Below are 23494 nucleotides of genomic sequence, written 5' to 3'. Positions count from 1 at the left end.
GTACTTTAGTCCGAGTAGTGACCTCCTGACGCATATGTTCTTTGGAGGAAACCACAATCTGGGCCTCTCCAGGGGCCATGGCCGATACTGGGAGCGTTATGGAAACCGTCATCCTTGCTGTAGTCATCGCCGTGGTCGTGCTCGGTGTGCTCGGTGGGCTCGTCGTCGGCAGCCGCAGGAAGAAGCCGCTGCCCCCGGCACCCCCCACGACACCCGACCTCACCGCCCCTCCGGCCGAGCCGCACGTCGGCGACGAGGCCGAGACGCCGCGCGACGAACCGCGCCGCACGATAGAGGAAGTGGATCTTCCCGGGGCCGCGGACGGCACGTCCGTCGCCGTCGAGGAGCCTCCCGCCCTCCCCGAGATCGAGATCCCGGAGCCCACCGCCGGCCGGCTGGTCCGGCTGCGCGCCCGGCTCTCCCGGTCGCAGAACGCGCTCGGCAAGGGGCTGCTCGCGCTCCTCGCGCGCGAGCACCTCGACGACGACACCTGGGAGGAGATCGAGGACACCCTCCTCACCGCCGACGTCGGCGTCCAGTCCACCCAGGAGCTGGTCGAGCGGCTGCGCGAGCGCGTGAAGGTGCTCGGCACCCGGACACCGGACGAGCTGCGCGGTCTGCTGCGCGAGGAGCTGCTCACGATCCTCGAACCCGGGTTCGACCGCGCGGTGAACACCGACTCGCCCCTCGACACCCCGGGCATCGTGATGGTCGTCGGCGTCAACGGCACCGGCAAGACCACCACCACCGGCAAGCTCGCGCGTGTGCTCGTCGCCGACGGGAAGAACGTCGTCCTCGGCGCCGCCGACACCTTCCGGGCCGCCGCCGCCGACCAGCTCCAGACCTGGGGCGACCGGGTCGGGGCGCGTACCGTGCGCGGTCCCGAGGGCGGTGACCCCGCGTCGATCGCCTTCGACGCCGTCAAGGAGGGCATCGAGGCCGGCGCGGACGTCGTACTGATCGACACCGCCGGGCGCCTGCACACCAAGACCGGGCTCATGGACGAGCTCGGCAAGGTCAAGCGCGTCGTCGAGAAGCACGCCCCGCTGGACGAGGTGCTGCTCGTGCTCGACGCGACGACCGGGCAGAACGGGCTCGTCCAGGCCCGTGTCTTCGCCGAGGTCGTCGAGATCACCGGCATCGTGCTCACCAAGCTCGACGGCACCGCCAAGGGCGGCATCGTCATCGCCGTCCAGCGTGAGCTGGGTGTGCCGGTGAAGCTGATCGGGCTCGGCGAGGGGGCCGACGACCTGGCTCCGTTCGAGCCGGAGGCGTTCGTTGACGCTCTTATCGGAGAGTGACAGCGACCTCCGAGATTTAGTAGGCAGCTGTCTCGCGGAGGGAAGACTCCCAGGTGCGAGAAAAGGCGCCCGTCCCCCAGGTGCAGTGGGGAACGGGCGCCTTGCCTTATGGCCGCCGTACGGTCCGGGTTACGCCCGCGAGCGGTGCGCCACGTAGGCCAGCGTGCCCAGCAGCAGCCTGGCCGCCGGAGGCCTCGTCGCCGTGTCCAGGGCGGGCGGGCGCAGCCAGGTGACCGGGCCCAGGCCGGCGCGGTCGGAGGGGGGCGCCGTGAGATACGTACCGGAGCCGAGGCCGTGCAGGTCGAGGGTCGCGTCGTCCCAGCCCGTGCGGTAGAGGAGCTGGGGGAGTTCGGCGGCGGCGCCGGGGGCGACGAAGAACTGGGCGCGGCCCTCGGGGGTGGCGGTGACCGGGCCGAGGGGGAGGCCCATGCGCTCCAGCCGGACCAGGGCGCGGCGGCCGGCCGCTTCGGCCACCTCGATCACGTCGAAGGCGCGGCCCACCGGGAGCATGACCGAGGCGCCGGGGAACTGGCCCCAGGTGTCGGTGACCTCGTCGAGCGTGGCGCCGGCCGGGATCCGGGGCGCGAAGTCCAGGGGGTGGGCGCCCGGCGCGGGGCAGGCGGTCAGGCCGCAGGAGCAGGCGCCGCCCGCCGCGCGGGCACCGGCGACCACGTCCCAGCCCCAGAGGCCGGTGTACTCGGCCACGGCGGTGCACTCGGACGACCGGCCGCGGCGGCGTGTGCCCGGTCGGATCTCGCGGATAGCCCGGCTGCTGCCGATCGTGAAGCCCATGCCCCCTCCAACGGGTCCGAAGCGCCGATGGTTACGAACTGCGACCAGAGCGTAACCCTGAGTTTCCAACTGCCCATCACCCCCGCCCGCCCTCACCCGATCCGGTCGGCGCCCGGAAGTGCCGTGGGTAGTGCGCTCGGCGGCGCGCGCCCTCCCGTGCATCGCTCCGCTCACTCCCGGCCGTCCACTGTCAAGTGAATCCCGTGTGGGCACTCGTGAGTTCATTCGAAGGGGTGGCGAATGGTGGCGTTTCTTGGATCCTCGTGGCCAGGGCCGTGATCGTAGGATTACTTTGAGTGCACGAGGCCTGGGGGCACATGCGCTCATGGGTATGCCGGAGGCAAGTCGGCTTCCCGTTCGAAGAGTGAGAACCGTCGGACGCGGAGCCTATTTACCGGCATTCTGATAGGGCTTGGCGCACTCGGCGGCAAGTGGTCTCAGGAATGGGGGCGTTCCAGTGGGCGGCAACGGCGGAAGCGCGACGGGCGCTGACAAACGCCCGAACGAGCTGCTCGGCTCGTGGTTCGTGCGCAGTGGCTGGTCCAAGGGCGAGCTGGCGCGCCAAGTGAACCGCCGGGCACGCCAGTTGGGCGCCAACCATATTTCCACGGACACCTCGCGGGTCCGGCGCTGGCTCGACGGGGAGAACCCGCGCGAGCCGATCCCGCGCATCCTGTCCGAACTGTTCTCCGAGCGGTTCGGCTGTGTCGTCTCCGTCGAGGACCTGGGCCTGCGCGCCGCCCGGCAGTCGCCGTCCGCGTCCGGCGTCGACCTGCCCTGGACGGCACCGCAGACCGTGGCCCTGCTCAGCGAGTTCTCCCGCAGCGACCTGATGCTGGCGCGGCGCGGATTCCTCGGGACCGCGCTGTCCCTCTCGGCCGGCCCCACCCTCATCGAGCCCATGCAGCGCTGGCTCGTCCCGGTGCCCCCCGCCCCGCCCGAGGAGCCCGAGCACCCGGCCGCCGCGCGCCGGGCCGGCCGCCTCTCCAAGCCCGAGCTGGAACTGCTGGAGTCCACCACCGCGATGTTCCGGCAGTGGGACGCGCAGTGCGGCGGGGGCCTGCGCCGCAAGGCGGTCGTCGGACAGCTCCACGAGGTGACCGACCTCCTCCAGGAGCCCCAGCCCGAGTCCACCACCCGCAAGCTGTTCAAGGTCGCCGCCGAGCTGGCCGAACTCGCCGGCTGGATGTCGTACGACGTGGGGCTCCAGCCGACCGCCCAGAAGTACTTCGTGCTGGCCCTGCACGCGGCCAAGGAGGCCGGCGACAAGCCCCTCGGTTCGTACGTCCTGTCGTCCATGAGCCGCCAGATGATCCACCTCGGCCGGCCGGACGACGCCCTCGAACTGATCCACCTCGCGCAGTACGGCAGCCGTGACTGCGCGAGCCCCCGCACCCAGGCCATGCTGTATGCGATGGAGGCACGCGCGTACGCCAATATGGGGCAACCCGGAAAGTGCAAGCGGGCCGTGCGGATGGCCGAGGACACATTCGCGGACGTACACGATTGGGACGAGCCCGATCCCGACTGGATCCGCTTCTTCTCCCAGGCCGAGCTCTACGGCGAGAACTCCCACTCCTTCCGTGACCTGGCCTATGTCGCCGGCCGCAGCCCCACCTACGCCTCCCTCGCCGAACCGCTGATGCGGAAAGCCGTCGATCTGTTCGCACAGGACACCGAGCACCAGCGGTCGTACGCGCTGAATCTGATCGGCATGGCCACGGTCCATCTGCTGCAACGGGAGCCCGAGCGATCCGCCGTGCTGGCCATGGAGGCCATGGAAATCGCCAGGAAGGTGCGCTCGGAACGAGTCAACACTCGTATCCGAAAAACCGTCGACACGGCCGTACGCGACTTCGGTGACCTCGCCGAGGTCGTGGACCTGACCGACCAGCTCGCGATCGATCTGCCCGAGACCGCCGAGGCGGTCTGAACCCCCAGAACCCCGGCCGCGGCAGGCCTTCCCGACAGCCCGACTCGGCTCCCCCGCCAGGTCACCGGAAGGCAGGCCGCGGCCGGCTCACGTCCACGGGCGAAGGTTGCGCCACGATAACGATCGGCGCGGCCGACATCCGGCAGTTCATCGACCCGTAACACACAAGGCACCTTCGTCACTGCGGCGAAACATCGAGGGGCTTCCATCGAAACGGCGCTGCGTCAATGTCTGGCGCATAACCGGCCCACCCCTCTATTCCGCTCAGGCTTCGCCCGCACGGGGCCGTACCAATTGACGAGGAGACGCCGATGGCATCAGCCGCCATCACGCTAGCCGCAGAGGCACCCAAACTCTCGGCCGCGAACACCGGGTTCATGCTGATCTGTTCAGCCCTGGTGTTGCTCATGACCCCCGGACTCGCCTTCTTCTACGGAGGTATGGTCCGCGTCAAGAGCACCCTGAACATGCTGATGATGAGCTTCATCAGCATGGGCATCGTCACCATTCTGTGGGTGCTGTACGGCTTCTCCTTCGCGTTCGGCACCGACAAGGGCAGCCTCATCGGCTGGACGTCGGACTTCGTCGGCCTCAGCGGCATCGACAAGGGCGCCCTCTGGGGCACGTACAACATCCCGGTTCTCGCGTTCATGGTCTTCCAGCTCATGTTCGCGATCATCACTCCGGCCCTGATCAGCGGTGCCCTCGCGGACCGCGTCAAGTTCTCGGCCTGGGCGCTGTTCGTCGCCCTGTGGGCCACGGTCGTGTACTTCCCCGTCGCCCACTGGGTATGGGGCGAGGGCGGCTGGGCGTTCGACCTGGGCGTCATCGACTTCGCCGGTGGTACGGCGGTCCACATCAACGCGGGTGCCGCGGCACTCGGTGTGATCCTGGTCATCGGCAAGCGGGTCGGCTTCAAGAAGGACCCGATGCGCCCGCACAGCCTCCCGCTGGTCATGCTGGGCGCCGGTCTCCTGTGGTTCGGCTGGTTCGGCTTCAACGCCGGCTCGTGGCTGGGCAACGACGACGGCGTCGGCACGCTGATGTTCGTCAACACGCAGGTCGCCACCGCCGCCGCGATGCTCGCCTGGCTCGTCTACGAGAAGATCCGCCACGGCGCGTTCACCACGCTGGGCGCGGCCTCCGGCGCGGTCGCGGGTCTGGTCGCCATCACTCCCTCGGGCGGTGCGATCACCCCGGTCGGCGCCATCGCGATCGGCGCCATCGCCGGTCTGCTGTGCGCCATGGCCGTCGGCCTCAAGTACAAGTTCGGTTACGACGACTCCCTGGACGTCGTCGGCGTCCACATGGTCGGCGGTATCCTCGGCTCCCTGCTGATCGGCCTCTTCGCCAGTGGCAAGGGCCAGTCGGACGTCAAGGGCCTCTTCTACGGCGGCGGCCTCGACCAGTTCTGGAAGCAGTGCGCGGGTGTCTTCGCCGTCCTCGCCTACTCCCTGATCGCCTCCGCGATCCTCGCCTTCCTCCTCGACAAGACGATCGGTATGCGCGTCCCCGAGGACGACGAGATCGCCGGCATCGACCAGGCCGAGCACGCCGAGACCGCATACGACTTCAGCGGCGCCGGCGGCGGCGCGGCCCGTACGACCGTCCCGGCCGCAGTCGGGAGCGCGAGCAAGAAGGTGGACGCATGAAGCTCATCACCGCCGTTGTGAAGCCCCACCGGCTCGACGAGATCAAGGAAGCCCTCCAGGCATTCGGGGTCCACGGCCTGACGGTCACCGAGGCGAGCGGCTACGGTCGTCAGCGGGGCCACACCGAGGTCTACCGGGGCGCCGAGTACACGGTCGACCTGGTTCCCAAGATCCGTATCGAGGTCCTCGCCGAGGACGACGACGCCGAGGGTCTGATCGACGTCATCGTCAAGGCGGCCCGGACAGGCAAGATCGGTGACGGCAAGGTGTGGTCCGTCCCGGTCGAGACCGCCGTCCGGGTCCGGACCGGCGAGCGCGGCCCGGACGCGCTCTGAGGCAGCAAAGACGAACAGGAGTCGCTGGGTGACGAGTACGGACGTGCGTAAGGATGCAGAGGACTCGGGACCCAGCGGCTATGCGGCGGCCCGGCTGCGCCTCCTCACTGAGGGGGCGTCGGCCGGGCCGCCGCGCCGTGCGGCCCTGTCCGAACTGACCGACGACTGGCTGACCGGCCTGTTCACGGCCGCGGCCGAAGCACTGCAAGCAGCACAGGGAGTACAGGGAGTACCGGGAGCGCAGGGCCCGCGCGGTGTCTCCCTGGTCGCCGTCGGCGGCTACGGCAGGGGCGAGCTCTCCCCACGCAGCGACCTGGACCTGCTCCTCCTGCACGACGGGAGCGACTCCGCCGGCGTCGCGGCCCTCGCCGACCGCCTCTGGTACCCGGTCTGGGACCTGGGCCTCGCCCTCGACCACTCCGTCCGCACCCCGGCCGAGGCCCGCAAGGTGTCGGGCGAGGACCTCAAGGTGCAGCTCGGCCTGCTGGACGCCCGCCACCTGGCCGGAGACCTCGGCCTCACCGCCGGCCTGCGCACCGCCGTCCTCGCCGACTGGCGCAACCAGGCCCCCAAACGCCTGCCCGAACTCCAGGAACTCTGCGCCGAACGGGCCGAACGCCAGGGCGAGCTGCAGTACCTCCTCGAACCCGACCTCAAGGAGGCCCGCGGCGGTCTGCGCGACGCCACCGCCCTGCGCGCCGTCGCCGCATCCTGGCTGGCCGACGCCCCCCGCGAGGGCCTCGCCGAGGCGCGCCGCCGCCTGCTGGACGTCCGTGACGCCCTCCACCTCGCCACCGGCCGCGCCACCGACCGCCTCGCCCTCCAGGAACAGGACCAGGTGGCCGCCGAGCTCGGCCTCCTCGACGCCGACACCCTCCTGCGCCAGGTGTACGAGGCCGCCCGCGTCGTCTCGTACGCCAGTGACGTGACCTGGCGCGAGGTGGGGCGCGTACTGCGGTCACGCGCCGTACGCCCGCGCCTGCGCGCCATGCTGGGTGGCGGCAAGCCGGTGGCGGAACGTTCCCCCTTGGCGGAGGGCGTCGTGGAACAGGACGGCGAGGTGGTCCTCGCCCGCGCCGCGCGCCCCGACCGCGACCCCGTACTCCCGCTGCGCGCCGCCGCCGCGGCCGCCCAGGCGGGCCTACCGCTCTCCCTGCACGCGGTCCGCCGCATGGCGGCGGCGGCCCGCCCGCTGCCCACCCCGTGGCCGGCGGAAGCCCGCGAACAACTGGTCACGCTGCTGGGCTCCGGCCGCCCGACCATCGACGTCTGGGAGGCGCTGGAGGCCGAGGGCCTGATCACCCACCTCCTCCCCGACTGGGAACGGGTCCGCTGCCGCCCGCAGCGCAACGCCGTCCACATCTGGACGGTCGACCGCCACCTGATCGAAACGGCGGTCCGCGCCTCCGAGTTCACCCGCCGGGTCAGCCGCCCCGACCTCCTCCTCGTCTCCGCGCTGCTCCACGACATCGGCAAGGGCTGGCCCGGCGACCACTCCGTCGCGGGCGAGATCATCGCCAAGGACGTCGCTGCCCGCATCGGCTTCGACCGCGCGGACGTGGCGGTACTGGCCACTCTCGTACGGCACCATCTGCTCCTCGTCGACACCGCCACCCGGCGTGACCTGGAGGATCCGGCCACCGTACGAGCGGTCGCCGAGGCCGTCGGCACGCAGAGCACGCTCGAACTGCTGCACGCGCTCACCGAGTCCGACGCGCTGGCGACAGGCCCGGCCGCCTGGTCGTCCTGGCGCGGTTCACTCGTCGCCGACCTGGTGAAACGCGTCGCCGCCGTGCTCTCCGGGGACGCCCCCGAGGAACCCGAGGCCGCCGCGCCCACCGCCGAACAGGAACGGCTCGCCATCGAGGCGTTCCGAACAGGCGGCCCGGTGCTGTCGCTGCGCGCCCAGACGGAACCCCCGGCCGAGGCGTCGGCGGAGGAGGAGCCCTCCGGGGATCCCGAGCCGCTCGGCGTGGAGCTGCTGATCGCCGTACCCGACCAGCCGGGCGTCCTGCCCGCCGTCGCCGGTGTCCTCGCGATGCACCGCCTGACCGTCCGTACGGCGGAACTGCGCGCGCTGGACCTCCCCGACGGCGTCGAGGGCGCGGTCCTGCTCCTCGACTGGCGCGTCGCCGCCGAGTACGGCTCCCTGCCCCAGGCGGCCCGCCTCCGCGCCGACCTCGTACGGGCCCTGGACGGCTCCCTGGACATCACCGGCCGCCTCGCCGAACGCGACGCGGCCTACCCGCGCCGCCGGGGCGTCCTGGCACCGGCGGCCCGGGTGACCGTACATCCGACGGCGTCCCGCCTGGCCACGGTGATCGAGGTCCGGGCGCAGGACGCCCCGGGGCTGCTGCACCGGATCGGGCGGGCGCTGGAGGACGCGCGGGTGCGGGTGCGGAGCATGCACGTCAGCACGCTCGGGTCGAATGCGGTGGACGCTTTTTATGTGACCAACGCCGGGGGCGCGCCTCTGCCGGGGGCCGAGGCGTCCGCGGTGGCGCGGAAGCTGGAGGAGATGCTGCGGGGGTGACCCCGACGCGGGATCCCCGTCCCCGCCCGCCGAATCAGCGGGCGGGGACGAATTGCTTGCAGGGCCGGATACCCTGGAGAACAGCCCACTGCCCCCTACTCCGAGGACCGACGCCGCCGTGTTCGATACTCTCTCCGATCGCCTCTCAGCGACTTTCAAGAACCTGCGTGGCAAGGGGAGGCTGTCCGAAGCCGACATCGACGCCACGGCCCGCGAGATTCGTATCGCGCTCCTCGAAGCCGACGTGGCCCTGCCCGTCGTCCGTACGTTCATCAAGAACGTCAAGGAGCGCGCCCTCGGGGCCGAGGTGTCCAAGGCCCTCAACCCGGCTCAGCAGATCATCAAGATCGTCAATGACGAACTCGTCCAGATCCTCGGCGGCGAGACCCGCCGTCTCCGCTTCGCCAAGAACCCGCCCACCGTCATCATGCTGGCCGGTCTCCAGGGTGCCGGTAAGACCACCCTCGCGGGCAAGCTCGGCAAGTGGCTCAAGGACCAGGGGCACTCGCCCCTCCTCGTCGCCGCCGACCTCCAGCGCCCCAACGCCGTCAACCAGCTCAGCGTCGTCGCCGAGCGCGCCGGAGTCGCGGTCTACGCGCCCGAGCCGGGCAACGGGGTCGGTGACCCGGTCAAGGTCGCCAAGGACTCCATGGAGTTCGCGAAGACCAAGGTCCACGACATCGTCATCGTGGACACCGCCGGCCGCCTCGGTATCGACGCCGAGCTGATGCAGCAGGCCGCGGACATCCGCGACGCCGTCTCGCCCGACGAGATCCTTTTCGTCGTCGACGCGATGATCGGCCAGGACGCCGTCAACACGGCCGAGGCCTTCCGGGACGGCGTCGGGTTCGACGGTGTCGTCCTGTCGAAGCTCGACGGTGACGCCCGCGGTGGTGCCGCGCTCTCCATCGCCTCGGTGACCGGCAAGCCGATCATGTTCGCGTCGAACGGCGAGAAGCTCGACGACTTCGACGCGTTCCACCCTGTCCGGATGGCCTCCCGCATTCTCGACATGGGTGACCTGCTCACCCTGATCGAGCAGGCGGAGAAGACGTTCAGTCAGGAAGAGGCCGAGAAAATGGCCTCCAAACTGGCGTCCAAGAAGGGCCAGGACTTCACCCTGGACGACTTCCTGTCCCAGATGGAGCAGGTCAGGAAGATGGGCAGCATCAGCAAGCTGCTCGGGATGCTGCCCGGCATGGGTCAGATCAAGGACCAGATCAACAACCTCGACGAGCGCGATGTGGACCGTACGGCGGCCATCATCAAGTCGATGACCCCGGCCGAGCGCCAGGAGCCGACGATCATCAACGGCTCGCGCCGCGCCCGTATCGCCAAGGGTTCCGGTGTCGAGGTCAGCGCGGTCAAGGGCCTGGTCGAGCGGTTCTTCGAGGCCCGCAAGATGATGTCCCGCATGGCCCAGGGCGGCGGCATGCCGGGGATGCCCGGGATGCCGGGCATGGGTGGCGGGCCGGGCCGCTCCAAGAAGCAGCCCAAGCAGGCCAAGGGCAAGCAGCGCTCAGGCAACCCGATGAAGCGCAGGCAGCAGGAGCAGGAGGAGGCCGCGCGGAAGGCCGCCGGTGCCCAGGGCGCTCCGGGCGGCGCGTTCGGTCTGCCGGGCCAGCAGGGCGGCCAGGACTTCGAGCTGCCGGACGAGTTCAAGAAGTTCATGGGCTGATTGGCTGTTCGGCTGATCCAGGAAGCTCGTACGTCGTTCAGGGCGCCCCTCGCCGCAGGGGCGCCCTGCGCGCGTTCCGGGGCGTGCCCTTAACGGCCGCACATGCAACCTTGTGCCGTCGGGGACCTGAGCCGCCTCAGACCGTCCGGGCGATGAGGTACCGGAAGATGTTCGGCATCCAGATCGTGCCGTCCCGCCGCTGGTGCGGGTGCAGTGCCTCCGCGAGCTCCTTGTCCACCTGCTCCTGGCTCGTCGCCGTGACAGCCGCGTCGAACAGCCCCGTCGACAGCAGCCCCCGTACGGCGCTGCCCAGGTCCGCGTACCCGAACGGGCAGGCCACCCGCCCGGAGCCGTCCGGGCGCAGGCCCGCCCGCTGGGCGACCCGTTCCAGGTCGTCGCGGAGTGCGGGGCGCCAGCCGCCCGTGACGTGCGGCGGATCGGTGAGCCGGGCGGCGACCCGCAGCACGGCCGAGGTGTCGCAGCGCTCCGGCGGCCCCCAGCCCACCAGCACCACCGGCGATCCCCGGACGACCGAAGGCGCCGCCGCCGCGAGCGTCCGGCCCAGTTCCTCGGAGTCGCCCGCCCGGCAGCCGATCGGCTCGAACGCGGTGACCAGGTTGTACGCGGGGGAGTCCGTCGCCTCGGGGAGGCTCGCCATGAGGCGGGTGCCGGCACGCGCGCGCGTGGGCGCAGCTTCCGGCAGGAGACGTTCCCGCGCGAGGCTCAGCCGGTGCGGTGACGACGACTCGACGCCGGTGACAGCGGCGCCTGCCCGGGCCGCCATCAGCAGGGCCAGGCCAGAGCCGCAGCCGAGGCCGAGCAGCCGGGTGCCGGCGCCCACTTCCAGCCGCTCGTAGACGGACTCGTAGAGCGGTACGAACATGCGCTCCTGGATCTCCGACCAGTCACGCGCGCGTGTGCACGGATCCACCCGGGTTGCCGGACCCGCGTGAGGCAGGTGCTGCCGCACGAGCGTAGGTGTCATCGAAAGCGCCCCAATCCGCCGAGAGTTGTCGCTGTTCCCGATTAGGTGGCCCCCGCGCAGTGCGCGATCGCACTTCCCCCGTATGCCAGGTAACTCCGCGTTCGACCCGCCGTCCAGGGGCCGGTCGGGCCCAGGTTGTGCGCTCGCCGCGTTCGCGAAAAGAATTCACATGCCGGCAACGTGGGCCCGTAGCATCGCGCCATGGCAAAGGCACCCGTGCTCACACCGCAGGCAGTCGACTTCCCTCGCTGGTACCAGGATCTGGTCGGCAAGGCCGAGTTGGCCGACAACGGTCCGGTGCGGGGCACCATGGTCATCCGGCCGTACGGGTACGGGCTGTGGGAGCGGATGCAGGCCGAGATGGACACGCGGATCAAGGAGACGGGCGCGCAGAACGCCTACTTCCCCCTGCTGATCCCGCAGTCGTACTTCGCCAGGGAGGCCGAGCACGTCGAGGGCTTCGCGCCGGAGCTGGCCGTGGTCACGCACGGCGGCGGCAAGGAACTCGACGAGCCCGTGGTGGTGCGCCCCACCTCCGAGATGATCATCAACGAGTACTTCTCGAAGTGGGTGCAGAGCTACCGCGATCTGCCCCTGCTGATCAACCAGTGGGCGAACGTGGTGCGTTGGGAACTGCGCACCCGGCTCTTCCTCCGTACGTCGGAGTTCCTGTGGCAGGAGGGCCACACCGCGCACGCCACCCAGGAGGAGGCCCGCGACTTCGCCGCGCACATCCACCGCGACGTCTACGAGGACTTCATGGTGAACGTCCTTGCGATGGACACCGTTCCCGGCCGCAAGACGGTGAAGGAGCGCTTCGCGGGCGCCATCAACACCCTCACGCTCGAAGGCATGATGGGCGACGGCAAGGCCCTCCAGATGGCCACCAGTCACGAGCTGGGGCAGAACTTCGCCAAGGCGTTCAACACGAGCTATCTGTCGAAGGAGGGCCGGCGGGAACTCGTCTGGCAGACGTCCTGGGGCTCGACGACCCGCATGATCGGCGCCCTGGTGATGGCGCACGGTGACGACGACGGTCTGCGGGTGCCGCCGCGCCTCGCCGCGATCCAGGCCGTGGTCCTCGCGGTCAAGGGCGACGAAGCGGTTCTGGCCAAGGTCCGCGAGACGGGCGACCGGCTGAAGGCGGCGGGCGTACGCGTCCATGTGGACGACCGCACGGACGTGCCCTTCGGCCGCCGCGCCGTCGACTGGGAGCTGAAGGGCGTACCCGTACGCGTCGAGCTCGGCCCCCGTGACCTGGAGAGCGGCACGGCGACGCTCGTCCGCCGTATCCCGGGCAGCAAGGAACCGGTGGCCCTCGACACCCTCGCAGGGCTGCTGCCCACCGTCCTCGAAGAGGACCAGGCGCTGCTGCTGGCGCAGTCGCGCGAGCGCCGGGAGGCCCGTACGGCGGACGTGTCGACGTTCGAGGAGGCCGTCGAGGCGGCGACCGCCGGCGGCTGGGCGCGTGTCCCCTGGGCGGTGCTCGGCGAGAAGGGCGAGGCCAGGCTCGGGGAGCACGCGGTGACCGTACGGTGTCTGGTCGCCGAGGACGGGTCGGTCCCAGACGCCGACGACGCACCCGGTAACGTCGCCGTGGTCGCCCGCGCCTACTGAGGCAGCCGCGAGAGCGGCCGAAACGCCTCTTGCGCACCGGACGGTCGCAGATGTCCCGGCGCGCGGACGATGTCTACGCGCCGGGTCGTACGTGGGGCTACGCACCGGCTTGGTACGAGCTGTGAGGCTTCTCCGCAGATCAGCGCACCCGCCCTCGTCAGGACGCATCAGCGGCAACTGACGGGTACGTGCAAATTATTTGGGATGGCCCGGAATCGGAACACAGCGGCACTCAGGCTCGTTGTCATTACGTGAGCACGACACAGACACCACCTGTACTCGCCGCAGAACTGGCGCAGGCGTGGGCCGACATTCAGCGGTACCACCCCGAGCTGCCCGATCTTGCCGCGCCCGAGTCCCTGATCGGAGAGTCGTCGTCCGCCTGCGGGCACGCGCTCTCCTTCGAGCGACTGCTGCATGAGGCAGTCCATGGCATCGCCGCCGCCCGTGGAGTCCGCGACACCTCCCGGGCCGGCCGGTACCACAACCGCAGATTCCTCGCGATCGCCGAGGAGCTGGGCCTGGACCACCCCGAGGAACCGCACCCCAGCAGTGGTTTCTCGCTGGTCACGCTCAACCCCGAGGCCAAGCGCCGCTACCGCCCCACCATGGAGCGGCTCCAGCGCGCCCTGAAGGCGCACACGGTCGCCACCACCTCCGACACGACCCGCTCGTTCCGCGGTCCGGCCGCGCGTCACGGCTCGTCCGGGGGAGGGGTGCGCGTGAAGGCCGTCTGCGACTGCGGTCGCAACGTGCGCGTCGTTCCGTCGGTGCTGGCGCAGGCCCCGATCGTGTGCGGCGGCTGCGGCAAGCCGTTCCGGATCCCGGAGATCGTGGGCGCGGGCGCGGCCTGAGCCCCGGTTCCCTTCGCGTGATCGAACCCGGCATCTCGTGGGTGCCGGATGAACACGTGGGGAGACGTCCGTCGGGGTGCCGCGACCGCCCGCCTGTCGGCAGCCGCGCACGCGTAGCTGCGGACAGTCGTGCCGCTGGGGCGGCACGGGTGGGCGCAGCGGCACCCCGACGGGCGCCGGGCTGCGCGAACGACCCGCACGCCACCCTGGCGCGGGGGTGCCCCTCAGTCATGGCCGCGCACACCCACCGGTCCGGGCAACCCGCGGGGTGTGGCAGAATGGCCAGCTGTACTCGACAGCCGCACAGGAACCCTCTCGCCTCCGGCTGACGCGTCCATCGGGCACTCGGGTACCGCAACCCCACGCGGCAATCTCGCCGTGCCCAACCACGTCAATTCCAGGAGAACCCACTCCCGTGGCAGTCAAGATCAAGCTGAAGCGTCTGGGCAAGATCCGTTCGCCTCACTACCGCATCGTCGTCGCCGACTCCCGTACCCGCCGTGACGGCCGGGCCATCGAGGAGATCGGCCTGTACCACCCGGTGCAGAACCCCTCGCGCATCGAGGTCGACACCGAGCGTGCGCAGTACTGGCTGGGTGTCGGCGCGCAGCCGACCGAGCCGGTTCTCGCCATCCTCAAGCTGACCGGCGACTGGCAGAAGTTCAAGGGCCTGCCCGCCCCGGCTCCGCTGCTCGTGGCCGCCCCGAAGCCCTCCCGTCCGTTGTTCGAGGCCCTGGGCAGCGACAACGACGGCAAGGGTGAGGCCATCACCCAGAAGAAGAAGGCCGAGAAGAAGGATGACGCGGCCGAGTCCTCTGCGGCTGCGCCGACCGAGGCCTGAGCATGCTTGAGGAGGCTCTTGAGCACCTCGTGAAGGGCATCGTCGACAACCCCGACGAAGTGCAGGTCGCCTCGCGCGAGCTGCGTCGTGGGCGCGTTCTCGAGGTCAGGGTCCACCCCGACGACCTCGGCAAGGTGATCGGCCGCAACGGCCGCACCGCGCGTGCCCTGCGAACCGTCGTGGGTGCCATCGGCGGACGCGGTGTCCGTGTCGACCTCGTCGACGTGGACCAGGTTCGCTGATCACCACGTAGCACCGGCTCGGGCCGGGGAGGGCCATTTGGGCCGTCCCCGGCCCGTAGTCGTCTGCGCAGCAATGCCGTAGGCACACGACAGGAGATTCCAGAAAGTGCAGCTCGTAGTCGCGCGCGTGGGCCGCGCCCACGGCATCAAGGGCGAGGTCACCGTCGAGGTACGTACCGACGAGCCGGAGCTGCGGCTCGGTCCCGGTGCCGTGCTGGCCACCGACCCGGCCACGGCGGGCCCGCTGACCATCGAGACCGGCCGCGTGCACAGCGGCAGGCTCCTGCTGCGTTTCGAGGGCGTACGCGACCGGACCGGCGCCGAGGCCCTGCGCAACATCCTGCTGATCGCCGACGTCGACCCCGAGGAACTGCCCGAGGGCGAGGACGAGTACTACGACCACCAGTTGATGGACCTGGACGTGGTCCTGGTCGACGGCACCGAGGTCGGGCGCATCACCGAGATCTCGCACCTGCCCTCCCAGGACCTGTTCGTCGTGGAGCGCCCCGACGGCAGCGAGGTGTACGTCCCGTTCGTCCAGGAGATCGTCGTGGAGATCGACCTGGAGGAGCAGCGGGCGGTCATCGACCCGCCGCCGGGCCTGATCGACGACCGGGCGGAAATCGTCTCGTCGAGGGAAGAGTCGTAATGCGCCTCGACGTCGTCACCATCTTTCCCGAGTACCTCGAACCCTTGAACGTCTCGCTCGTCGGCAAGGCACGCGCGCGTGGACAGCTCGATGTGCACGTGCGTGATCTCCGGGACTGGACGTACGACCGCCACAACAAGGTCGACGACACGCCCTACGGCGGCGGCCCGGGGATGGTCATGAAGACCGACCCCTGGGGCGACGCGCTGGATGACGTCCTGGCCGACGGGTACGAGACCGGGTCCGGGACACCCGCGCTGGTCGTGCCCACGCCCAGTGGCCGGCCCTTCACCCAGGCGCTGGCCGTCGAACTGTCCGAGCGGCCCTGGCTGGTCTTCACGCCCGCGCGTTACGAGGGCATCGACCGGCGTGTCATCGACGAGTACGCCACGCGGATGCCGGTGTACGAGGTGTCCATCGGCGACTATGTGCTCGCCGGCGGCGAGGCGGCCGTACTGGTGATCACGGAGGCCGTGGCGCGGCTGCTGCCCGGGGTGCTCGGCAACGCCGAGTCGCACCAGGACGACTCCTTCGCGCCGGGCGCCATGGCCAACCTCCTGGAGGGCCCCGTCTACACGAAGCCGCCCCAGTGGCGCGGCCGGGAGATCCCGGACGTGCTGCTCAGCGGCCACCATGTGAAGATCGCGCGCTGGCGCCGGGACGAGGCGCTGCGGCGTACGGCGGCCAACCGGCCCGACCTGATCGAACAGACCGACGCGTCGGCCTTCGGCAAGAAGGACCGCGAGACGCTCTCCATCATGGGGTGGGCGCCGTCCGCCGACGGCCGATTTTGGCGCAGGCCAGAGGGCGTGGAAGAATAGGTCGCTGTTGTGCGTCGTCCGGCGTGCGCCCCTGCCACGGGGGGACACGACGCCCGCCCAGGCACGGACAGCATTCCTCCGTAAATCAAGCTCCCGTTGATGACCTGTGGCATCAGCGAAGAAAGCAGACGAAATGTCTCACCTGCTCGACTCCGTCGACTCCGCGTCGCTGCGGACCGACATCCCGGCCTTCCGCCCGGGTGACACCGTCAACGTCCACGTCCGCGTCATCGAGGGCAACCGCTCCCGTGTGCAGCAGTTCAAGGGCGTAGTCATCCGCCGCCAGGGCGCCGGTGTCCGTGAGACCTTCACGGTCCGCAAGGTCTCGTTCTCCGTCGGCGTGGAGCGCACCTTCCCGGTGCACACCCCGATCGTCGAGAAGATCGAGCTGGTCACGCGTGGTGACGTGCGTCGCGCCAAGCTGTACTACCTCCGTGAGCTGCGCGGCAAGGCCGCGAAGATCAAGGAGAAGCGCGACAACTGAGCCTTCGCCGAGCCCGGTACTCATAGGGCTCACATCGGGGCCGGATAACATCCTGCCCCGATGGACACCGAAGCACAGCCGACGGAGCGCGACCGCTCCTCCCGCCCAGTTCGATCCGAGGAGAACTCGGACACCGAGGGGCCGGAGGGACGGTCGCGTTTCTCGTTGGTGGCCCGCGCGGCCGAGTGGCTCCCGGGCGGACGGGTCACCCTGACCGTGCTGGTCTGCCTGCTCCTGCCGCTCCTCTGCAGCAGGTTCGTCATCCAGCCGTTCGAAATTCCCAGCCGGTCGATGGAGCGGGGATTGAGGATCGGGGACCGCGTTCTCGTAAATAAGTTCGCGTACCGTTTCGGTGCCGAGCCACAGCGCGGTGATGTCGTCGTGTTCGACGGGACGGGCTACTTCGGGCACGCCGACTACATCAAGCGCGTTGTGGGTGTGGGGGCAGACCATGTGGTCTGCTGCGACAAGGAGGGGAGAATCGAGGTGAACGGCCGGTCGGTCGACGAGTCGACGTTCCTTTACCCCGGTGACAGCCCGTCCACGGTGTCCTTCGACGTGGTGGTGCCCGCGGGCACCCTTTTCGTTCTGGGGGACCACCGCAGCGACTCCAGCGACTCCCGTGACCATCTGGGGTCACCCGGCGGCGGCATGATCCCCGTCGGCAGGGTGATCGGCCGGGCCGACTGGATCGCCTGGCCCAGCGCGCACTGGACGCGTCTGGACCGGCCCGACGTGTACGCGCGTGTGCCCGCCGCGGACGGTGTCCATGGGTAACCGAGGCAAGCCGCGCGGGACGCCGCCCAGCACCGTCGCCGAACAGCTGCTGCCCACCGGGTCGCGTCGGGCCTCCGGTGCCGCCGCCAGGCCGGGCCGGGCGGAGCGGCGCAAGCTCCAGCGCAAGGTCAAGCGGCGCAGACGGCGTTCGGCGGTCAAGGAGATACCCCTCCTGGTGGGCGTCGCGGTCCTCATAGCGCTGGTCCTGAAGACGTTCCTCGTGCAGGCGTTCGTGATCCCGTCGGGCTCCATGGAGAACACGATCCAGATCGGCGACCGTGTCCTCGTGGACAAGTTCACCCCCTGGTTCGGCTCCAAGCCCCAGCGCGGTGACGTCGTCGTCTTCAAGGACCCCGGCGGCTGGCTCGACGACGAGCCGTCCACCGCGAAGGGCGCGGATCCCATCGTCGTCAAGCAGGTCAAGCAGGGGCTCACCTTCATCGGCCTGCTGCCCTCGGACAACGAGAAGGACCTCATCAAACGGGTCGTCGCGGTCGGCGGCGACACCGTCAAGTGCTGCGACGCCCAGGGCCGCGTGACCGTCAACGGCATGCCGCTCAACGAGACCAACTACATCCACCCCGGCAACAAGCCGTCGTCGTTCGCCTTCGAGGTGAAGGTTCCCGAGGGGCGCCTGTTCGTGATGGGCGATCACCGGGCCAACTCCGCGGACTCCCGCTACCACCGCTCCGAGGGGTACGGCGGCACCGTCTCGCTGAATTCCGTCGTGGGCCGGGCCATGGTCATCGCCTGGCCGTTCGGTCACTGGACCCAGTTGGAGGAGCCGGACACGTTCTCCTCGGTGCCGGGTGGGTCGGCCACGGCCCTCGGCTCGTCGCATAGGGTGGCTCCCGCGGATCGGTATGGATCGATCCCGCTCCCGACCCCTGCGGAACTCCCGCTCGTTATGGGAGTGGTGGGCCTGCGTCGCATCCGGCGCGGGCGGTGGTTCGGAGTGAGGAGTGGATGTGGGGGATTTGGCGGTCGGCGCGCGGTCCGGACAGGACGGCCCCGACGAACAGCGCCCCGAGGACCGGGTTCCACCGGCCGTGGAGGGCGCAGTCCCCGCAGCGGGTGACTCCGGGGCCCCGGGGGCCCAGGAGGGCGGCTTCGAGCCCTCCGGGACGGGCGGCGGGAACTCCGGGGACGACACGGCGGAGAACTTCGGCGAGCCCGGCCGCAGGCCCCGCAAGCAGCGCTCCTTCTGGCGGGAGTTGCCGCTGCTCATCGGCATCGCGCTGGTGCTCGCGCTGCTGATCAAGACCTTCCTGGTCCAGGCGTTCTCGATCCCCTCGGACTCCATGCAGCACACGCTGGAGCAGGGTGACCGGGTCCTGGTCGACAAGCTCACGCCGTGGTTCGGCTCCGAGCCCGAGCGCGGCGAGGTCGTCGTCTTCCACGACCCCGCCGACTGGCTGGCCGGTGAGCCGACCGTCGAACCGAACCCCGTGCAGCGGGTCCTCGGCTGGATCGGCCTGATGCCGTCCGCCAACGAGAAGGACCTCATCAAGCGCGTCATCGGCGTCGGCGGCGACACCGTCGAGTGCAAGGGCACGGGCCCGCTGAAGGTCAACGGCAAGGCTCTCGACGAGCCCTACGTGTACGCGGGCAACACCCCGTGCACCGTCGACGACCAGGGCGGCCAGTTCAAGGTCACGGTACCCAAGGGCAAAATCTGGGTCATGGGTGACCACCGGCAGAACTCGCTGGACTCCCGGTACCACCAGGAGGACAAGAACGGGGGCTTCGTCCCCGTGGGCAACGTCGTCGGCCGCGCGATCGTGGTCGCCTGGCCGCCCACCCGCTGGGACACGCTGCCGATTCCCGACACGTTCGACCAGAACCTGAGCGCCGCCGTCGCTCCGGGCGCGCTGGGCCTCGCGGGCGCCGTCCCGCTGGTCCTGTGGCGCAGGCGCCGTGTGACCGGTCGTACGAATGCTCCCGTTACCGCCGGAAACTCCGGAGTTCCGGGGTCGGGTACCGACGGGTAGGGTGCCGTCCCAGACAGCCGATCTCCCGTGGCCCGGCCAAGTGGCGCCGGGGCCATGGGGATCGCTTCTCCGAGCTGGGGGAACACTGGGATGAGCAGCACGACGACACGTACGGACGAGGGCCGTGGGCGGCTCGGCAGCAAGCTGTCGGGACTGGCCATGGCCCTCGGCTGTGTGCTCTTCCTCGGCGGTTTCGCCTGGGGCGCGGTCGTCTACCGGCCGTACACCGTGCCGACCGACTCGATGTCGCCCACCATCGTGGCCGGTGACCGGGTGCTGGCCCAGCGGATCGACGGCGGCGAGATCAGGCGCGGTGACGTCGTGGTCTTCAGGCAGGCGAGCTGGGGCGACATGCCCCTGGTCAAGCGGGTCGTGGCGGTGGGCGGGGACACGGTCTCCTGCTGCACGGACGGCAGGCTCGTCGTCAACGGCAAGCGGATCCAGGAGCCCTACCTGCGCAAGGGCCAGGCCGCCGAGCTGACCGGGATCCCCTCGGTCAAGGTCCCCGAGGGGCGCCTGTTCGTGCTCGGCGACGAGCGCACCGGGTCCCTGGACTCCACGGCCCACCTCACGGAGGCCTTCAACGGCACGGTGCAGCGCAGCGGGGTGGACGCCCGCGTCGACGCCGTGGTGTGGCCCATGAACGGCATGCTGGCCCGTCCCACGGGCTTCGAGCCGCTGGGGGCCCTGTCCGCGCCGGGCCCGCTGCGGATGCTCACCGCCGCGATCGTGGTGGGCGGGGTGCTCGTCCTGGGCGGTGGCGCCTACGGGTCGATCGCCGAGCGGGCGGCGAAGCGGCGCGGTGCCAAGGTGGCGGAGCCCGCCGGTGCCCGCTGAGCCGGCGGACGCCGCGGACGACTCGTACGCCGGCGGTGTGCGCAAGGTGTCGCGGCTCGTGCTCCTCGATCCACGGGACCGGATCCTGCTGCTGCACGGGCACGAGCCGGACGATCCGGCCGACGACTGGTGGTTCACCCCCGGTGGCGGTCTGGAGGGCCAGGAGACGCGCGAGGAGGCCGCGCTGCGGGAACTCGCGGAGGAGACCGGCATCACCGAGGTCGAACTCGGTCCGGTGCTCTGGCGCCGCAGGTGCTCCTTCCCGTTCGCGGGGCGCCGCTGGGACCAGGACGAGTGGTACTACCTGGCCCGTACGGACCGGACGGAGACCCGGGCCACGGGTCTCACGGAGCTGGAACGGCGCACTGTCGCCGGAGCGCGTTGGTGGACGTGCCAGGAACTGACCCGGGCACATGAGACGGTGTATCCGACCAGACTCGCCGAGCTCCTGCGCAAGGTGCTCGACGAAGGTCCCCCGGCCATGCCCGAGACCCTCGACACGGAAATCGTCTAGTGGCTCGCGGTACTGGCGCACAATGGTGGGACGCACGGCTGAAGGGGAACATGCCATGAGCGCCGAGGACCTCGAAAAGTACGAGACCGAGATGGAGCTGAAGCTCTACCGGGAGTACCGCGATGTCGTCGGTCTGTTCAAATATGTGATCGAGACCGAACGGCGCTTCTACCTCACCAACGACTACGAGATGCAGGTGCACTCGGTCCAGGGCGAGGTGTTCTTCGAGGTGTCCATGGCGGACGCCTGGGTGTGGGACATGTACCGGCCGGCCCGGTTCGTGAAGCAGGTACGGGTGCTCACGTTCAAGGACGTGAACATCGAGGAGCTGAACAAGAGTGATCTGGAGCTCCCGGGCGGCTGATCCGCACTCGTGTGGGTGACGGAGTTGTCCACAATGCCGAGGTTGTCCACCAAGATCCAATAGCTCGCTGAACTGCACTCATCGTTGGCGCCGGAGGTGGTGCCGACATGAGCAGCACGAACACGCGCGACGGACAGCGCGACGGACAACGCGGCGCACTGGGCAGGTACGGCGAGGCACTGGCCGCACGGCGGCTGGCCGAGGCCGGGATGACGGTCCTGGACCGCAACTGGCGCGCGGGCCGGACCGGCGAGATCGACATCGTGGCCAGGGACGGCGACGCGCTCGTCGTCTGCGAGGTCAAGACCCGCCGGGCGGCCGGCCCGGCGGGGGCCTTCCAGCACCCGATGGCGGCCCTCACACCGGCCAAGGCGCAGCGGCTGCGGGGCCTCGCCGAGCGATGGGTCCAGGAACACGGGGGAGCGCCACCCGGCGGCGTCCGCATCGACCTGGTCGGCGTTCTGCTGCCCGAGCGCGGCGCGCCCGTGGTGGAACACGCGCGGGGGGTGGCGTGATGGGATTCGCCCGTACGTGTTCGGTGGCACTGGTGGGTGTAGAGGGCGTGGTCGTCGAGGTCCAGGCGGACCTCGAACCCGGCGTCGCCGCGTTCACCCTGGTGGGACTGCCCGACAAGAGCCTGACGGAGAGCAAGGACAGGGTCAGGGCCGCGGTCGTCAACTCGGGGGCCGCCTGGCCGCAGAAGAAGCTCACGGTGGGGCTCAGTCCGGCGTCCGTGCCCAAGAGCGGCAGCGGTTTCGATCTCGCCGTCGCGGCGGCCGTGCTCGGGGCCGCCGAGCGGATCGATCCCCGGGTCCTCGCCGACATCGTGATGATCGGCGAGCTGGGCCTCGACGGCCGGGTGCGGCCCGTGCGGGGCATCCTGCCCGCGGTGCTGGCGGCGGCCGACTCGGGCTACGAACAGGTGGTCGTCCCCGAGTGCGCCGCCGCCGAGGCCGCGCTGGTCCCCGGGGTGTCGGTGCTCGGCGTGCGCAGCCTGCGGCAACTGATCGCCGTCCTCACCGACGAGCCCGTACCCGAGGAGGAACCGGACGAGCACGGCCGCCCGGACCCGCTCATGGCGGGCCTGCGGATGCCGGGCACCGGAGCGGCCACGGGCATGCGCGGCATGGGCGCCGCCGGTTACGACAACGGTCACGACCTGGCCGACGTGGTGGGCCAGCACTCGGCGCGCACGGCGATGGAGGTGGCCGCGGCCGGCGGCCACCACGTCTTCCTGGAGGGCCCGCCAGGAGCCGGCAAGACGATGCTCGCCGAACGGCTGCCCGCCGTCCTGCCCCGGCTCACCAGGGAGGAGTCGCTGGAGGTCACCGCCGTGCACTCGGTCGCCGGTCTGCTGCCGCCGGGCAAGCCGCTGATCGACACGGCGCCGTACTGCGCCCCGCACCACTCGGCCACCATGCAGGCGCTCGTCGGCGGCGGACAGGGCGTGGCACGCCCCGGAGCGGTCTCGCTCGCCCATCGCGGAATCCTCTTCCTGGACGAGACCCCGGAGTTCGCCAGCCGGGCGCTGGACGCCCTGCGCCAGCCCCTGGAAGCCGGGCATGTGGTGATCGCGCGCAGCGCCGGGGTGGTGCGGTTCCCGGCCAGGTTCCTTATGGTCCTCGCGGCCAATCCGTGCCCCTGCGGGCGTTTCTCCCAGCGGGACAGCCTCTGCGAGTGCTCGCCCTCCGTGATCCGGCGCTACCAGGCCAGGCTCTCCGGGCCGCTGCTCGACCGGGTCGACCTGAGGGTCGAGGTGGACCGGGTCACACGCTCCCAGCTCGTCGGGAGCGGGGCACGGGGCGAGTCCACGGCGACGGTCGCCGCACGGGTGCGGGCGGCCCGGGAGCGGGCGGCGGCGCGGCTCGACGGCACCCCGTGGCGGACCAACAGCGAGGTGCCGGGTCGCGAGCTGCGCAGTCGCTGGCACGCGGTGCCCGGCGCCATGGAGGAGGCCGAACGGAATCTGGAACGCGGCGTGCTCACCGCGCGCGGGATCGACCGCGTCCTGCGGGTCGCCTGGACCGTCGCGGACCTCGTCGGCCACGACCGGCCCGGCGCCACAGACGTCTCCCTGGCGCTGCAACTGCGCACCGGGGTGCCGCGCGGGGTGCCGATGGCGATCGGGGCGCTGACGTGACGGGGGTGCGGGCGAGGGTGAGGGCGAGGGTGAAGGTGAAGGCGTGGCTGAGGTTGGCGGTGAGCTGGGCGGCTGGTCGTGACTGCCCCGGTGTGACAGGTGCGGTCCTGGTGCTGCGGTTGTGCGGGGGAGTGGCGTGCGGGGTGCCCATGGG

At 70.5% G+C, this 23494-nt stretch carries 23 protein-coding genes; 21 read left to right on the top strand and 2 right to left on the bottom strand.

Features of this window, described 5'->3' with window-relative positions; genetic code table 11:
- The first annotated feature begins 98 nt into the window (after nucleotides 1-98).
- The gene (ftsY, locus tag AOK08_RS05365; protein WP_055524141.1) at nucleotides 99-1301 is read left to right on the top strand and encodes a signal recognition particle-docking protein FtsY; all 1203 of its coding nucleotides are present in this window, start codon (nucleotides 99-101) and stop codon (nucleotides 1299-1301) included.
- Between the two features lie 129 nt (nucleotides 1302-1430).
- Here ftsY and AOK08_RS05360 read toward each other — a convergent pair whose 3' ends face one another.
- Complete coding sequence (locus tag AOK08_RS05360) at nucleotides 1431-2093, bottom strand: bifunctional DNA primase/polymerase (RefSeq protein WP_055524139.1); 663 nt, start codon at nucleotides 2091-2093, stop codon at nucleotides 1431-1433.
- A 457-nt stretch (nucleotides 2094-2550) separates the two neighbouring features.
- Between AOK08_RS05360 and nsdA the strand changes: the two genes are divergently transcribed.
- The 5 genes from nsdA (at nucleotide 2551) to ffh (ending at nucleotide 10224) form a co-directional block, all read left to right on the top strand.
- Nucleotides 2551-4026: a transcriptional repressor NsdA gene (gene nsdA / locus AOK08_RS05355; protein WP_055524137.1), complete on the top strand. Its 1476-nt coding sequence runs from the start codon at nucleotides 2551-2553 to the stop codon at nucleotides 4024-4026.
- 311 nt (nucleotides 4027-4337) lie between these two features.
- Nucleotides 4338-5678 carry an ammonium transporter gene (locus AOK08_RS05350; RefSeq protein ID WP_055524136.1) on the top strand — a complete coding sequence of 447 codons (1341 nt, stop codon included), beginning with the start codon at nucleotides 4338-4340 and terminating at the stop codon, nucleotides 5676-5678.
- Nucleotides 5675-6013, top strand: a complete 339-nt coding sequence (locus tag AOK08_RS05345) for a P-II family nitrogen regulator (RefSeq protein WP_053739772.1) — start codon at nucleotides 5675-5677, stop codon at nucleotides 6011-6013. Before AOK08_RS05350 ends, AOK08_RS05345 begins: the two co-directional genes overlap by 4 nt.
- Before the next feature lie 28 nt (nucleotides 6014-6041).
- The gene (locus tag AOK08_RS05340; RefSeq protein WP_055524133.1) at nucleotides 6042-8546 is read left to right on the top strand and encodes a [protein-PII] uridylyltransferase; all 2505 of its coding nucleotides are present in this window, start codon (nucleotides 6042-6044) and stop codon (nucleotides 8544-8546) included.
- Nucleotides 8547-8664: 118 nt separating this feature from the next.
- The gene (gene ffh, locus AOK08_RS05335) at nucleotides 8665-10224 is read left to right on the top strand and encodes a signal recognition particle protein (RefSeq protein ID WP_055524131.1); all 1560 of its coding nucleotides are present in this window, start codon (nucleotides 8665-8667) and stop codon (nucleotides 10222-10224) included.
- 136 nt (nucleotides 10225-10360) lie between these two features.
- Here the strand turns inward: ffh and AOK08_RS05330 are convergent, their stop codons facing one another.
- Nucleotides 10361-11209, bottom strand: coding sequence for an SAM-dependent methyltransferase (locus AOK08_RS05330; protein ID WP_079053843.1), 849 nt, complete (start codon nucleotides 11207-11209; stop codon nucleotides 10361-10363).
- A 201-nt stretch (nucleotides 11210-11410) separates the two neighbouring features.
- Between AOK08_RS05330 and proS the strand changes: the two genes are divergently transcribed.
- The 15 genes from proS (at nucleotide 11411) to AOK08_RS05255 (ending at nucleotide 23340) form a co-directional block, all read left to right on the top strand.
- Nucleotides 11411-12826: a proline--tRNA ligase gene (gene proS / locus AOK08_RS05325; RefSeq protein ID WP_055524127.1), complete on the top strand. Its 1416-nt coding sequence runs from the start codon at nucleotides 11411-11413 to the stop codon at nucleotides 12824-12826.
- 251 nt (nucleotides 12827-13077) lie between these two features.
- On the top strand, nucleotides 13078-13680 hold the full coding sequence (locus AOK08_RS05320) for a hypothetical protein (RefSeq protein ID WP_055524126.1): 603 nt from the start codon (nucleotides 13078-13080) through the stop codon (nucleotides 13678-13680).
- Nucleotides 13681-14095: 415 nt separating this feature from the next.
- Entirely contained in the window at nucleotides 14096-14521 is a 426-nt protein-coding gene (rpsP, locus tag AOK08_RS05315; RefSeq protein WP_055524124.1) for a 30S ribosomal protein S16, read from the top strand.
- 2 nt (nucleotides 14522-14523) lie between these two features.
- Nucleotides 14524-14763 (top strand): RNA-binding protein, encoded by a 240-nt coding sequence (locus AOK08_RS05310; RefSeq protein WP_055524122.1) that lies wholly within the window; start codon nucleotides 14524-14526, stop codon nucleotides 14761-14763.
- 106 nt (nucleotides 14764-14869) lie between these two features.
- The gene (gene rimM / locus AOK08_RS05305; protein WP_055524120.1) at nucleotides 14870-15412 is read left to right on the top strand and encodes a ribosome maturation factor RimM; all 543 of its coding nucleotides are present in this window, start codon (nucleotides 14870-14872) and stop codon (nucleotides 15410-15412) included.
- Nucleotides 15412-16233: a tRNA (guanosine(37)-N1)-methyltransferase TrmD gene (gene trmD, locus AOK08_RS05300; protein WP_055524118.1), complete on the top strand. Its 822-nt coding sequence runs from the start codon at nucleotides 15412-15414 to the stop codon at nucleotides 16231-16233. The genes rimM and trmD overlap by 1 nt, the downstream gene beginning before the upstream one ends.
- Nucleotides 16234-16366: 133 nt before the next feature.
- The gene (gene rplS / locus AOK08_RS05295; RefSeq protein WP_046258836.1) at nucleotides 16367-16717 is read left to right on the top strand and encodes a 50S ribosomal protein L19; all 351 of its coding nucleotides are present in this window, start codon (nucleotides 16367-16369) and stop codon (nucleotides 16715-16717) included.
- Between the two features lie 60 nt (nucleotides 16718-16777).
- The gene (gene lepB / locus AOK08_RS05290; protein WP_055524116.1) at nucleotides 16778-17494 is read left to right on the top strand and encodes a signal peptidase I; all 717 of its coding nucleotides are present in this window, start codon (nucleotides 16778-16780) and stop codon (nucleotides 17492-17494) included.
- A complete protein-coding gene (gene lepB / locus AOK08_RS05285; RefSeq protein WP_055524115.1) occupies nucleotides 17487-18572 on the top strand; it encodes a signal peptidase I in 1086 nt (361 codons plus the stop codon). The genes lepB (AOK08_RS05290) and lepB (AOK08_RS05285) overlap by 8 nt, the downstream gene beginning before the upstream one ends.
- Entirely contained in the window at nucleotides 18463-19485 is a 1023-nt protein-coding gene (lepB, locus tag AOK08_RS05280; RefSeq protein ID WP_241826842.1) for a signal peptidase I, read from the top strand. Before lepB (AOK08_RS05285) ends, lepB (AOK08_RS05280) begins: the two co-directional genes overlap by 110 nt.
- A 90-nt stretch (nucleotides 19486-19575) precedes the next feature.
- The gene (lepB, locus tag AOK08_RS05275) at nucleotides 19576-20322 is read left to right on the top strand and encodes a signal peptidase I (protein ID WP_055524113.1); all 747 of its coding nucleotides are present in this window, start codon (nucleotides 19576-19578) and stop codon (nucleotides 20320-20322) included.
- On the top strand, nucleotides 20312-20836 hold the full coding sequence (locus AOK08_RS05270; protein WP_055524111.1) for an NUDIX hydrolase: 525 nt from the start codon (nucleotides 20312-20314) through the stop codon (nucleotides 20834-20836). Before lepB (AOK08_RS05275) ends, AOK08_RS05270 begins: the two co-directional genes overlap by 11 nt.
- A 55-nt stretch (nucleotides 20837-20891) precedes the next feature.
- Nucleotides 20892-21200, top strand: a complete 309-nt coding sequence (locus AOK08_RS05265) for a DUF2469 domain-containing protein (RefSeq protein ID WP_003965949.1) — start codon at nucleotides 20892-20894, stop codon at nucleotides 21198-21200.
- Nucleotides 21201-21307: 107 nt separating this feature from the next.
- Entirely contained in the window at nucleotides 21308-21715 is a 408-nt protein-coding gene (locus tag AOK08_RS05260; RefSeq protein ID WP_055524109.1) for a YraN family protein, read from the top strand.
- Nucleotides 21715-23340, top strand: coding sequence for a YifB family Mg chelatase-like AAA ATPase (locus AOK08_RS05255; protein ID WP_055524107.1), 1626 nt, complete (start codon nucleotides 21715-21717; stop codon nucleotides 23338-23340). Before AOK08_RS05260 ends, AOK08_RS05255 begins: the two co-directional genes overlap by 1 nt.
- Nucleotides 23341-23494: the final 154 nt, after the last annotated feature.

It is taken from the genome of Streptomyces graminilatus, assembly GCF_001418565.1.
In the GTDB taxonomy this organism is placed as follows: Bacteria; Actinomycetota; Actinomycetes; order Streptomycetales; family Streptomycetaceae; genus Streptomyces; species Streptomyces graminilatus.
This window is presented reverse-complemented; position numbering and strand designations above follow the sequence as displayed.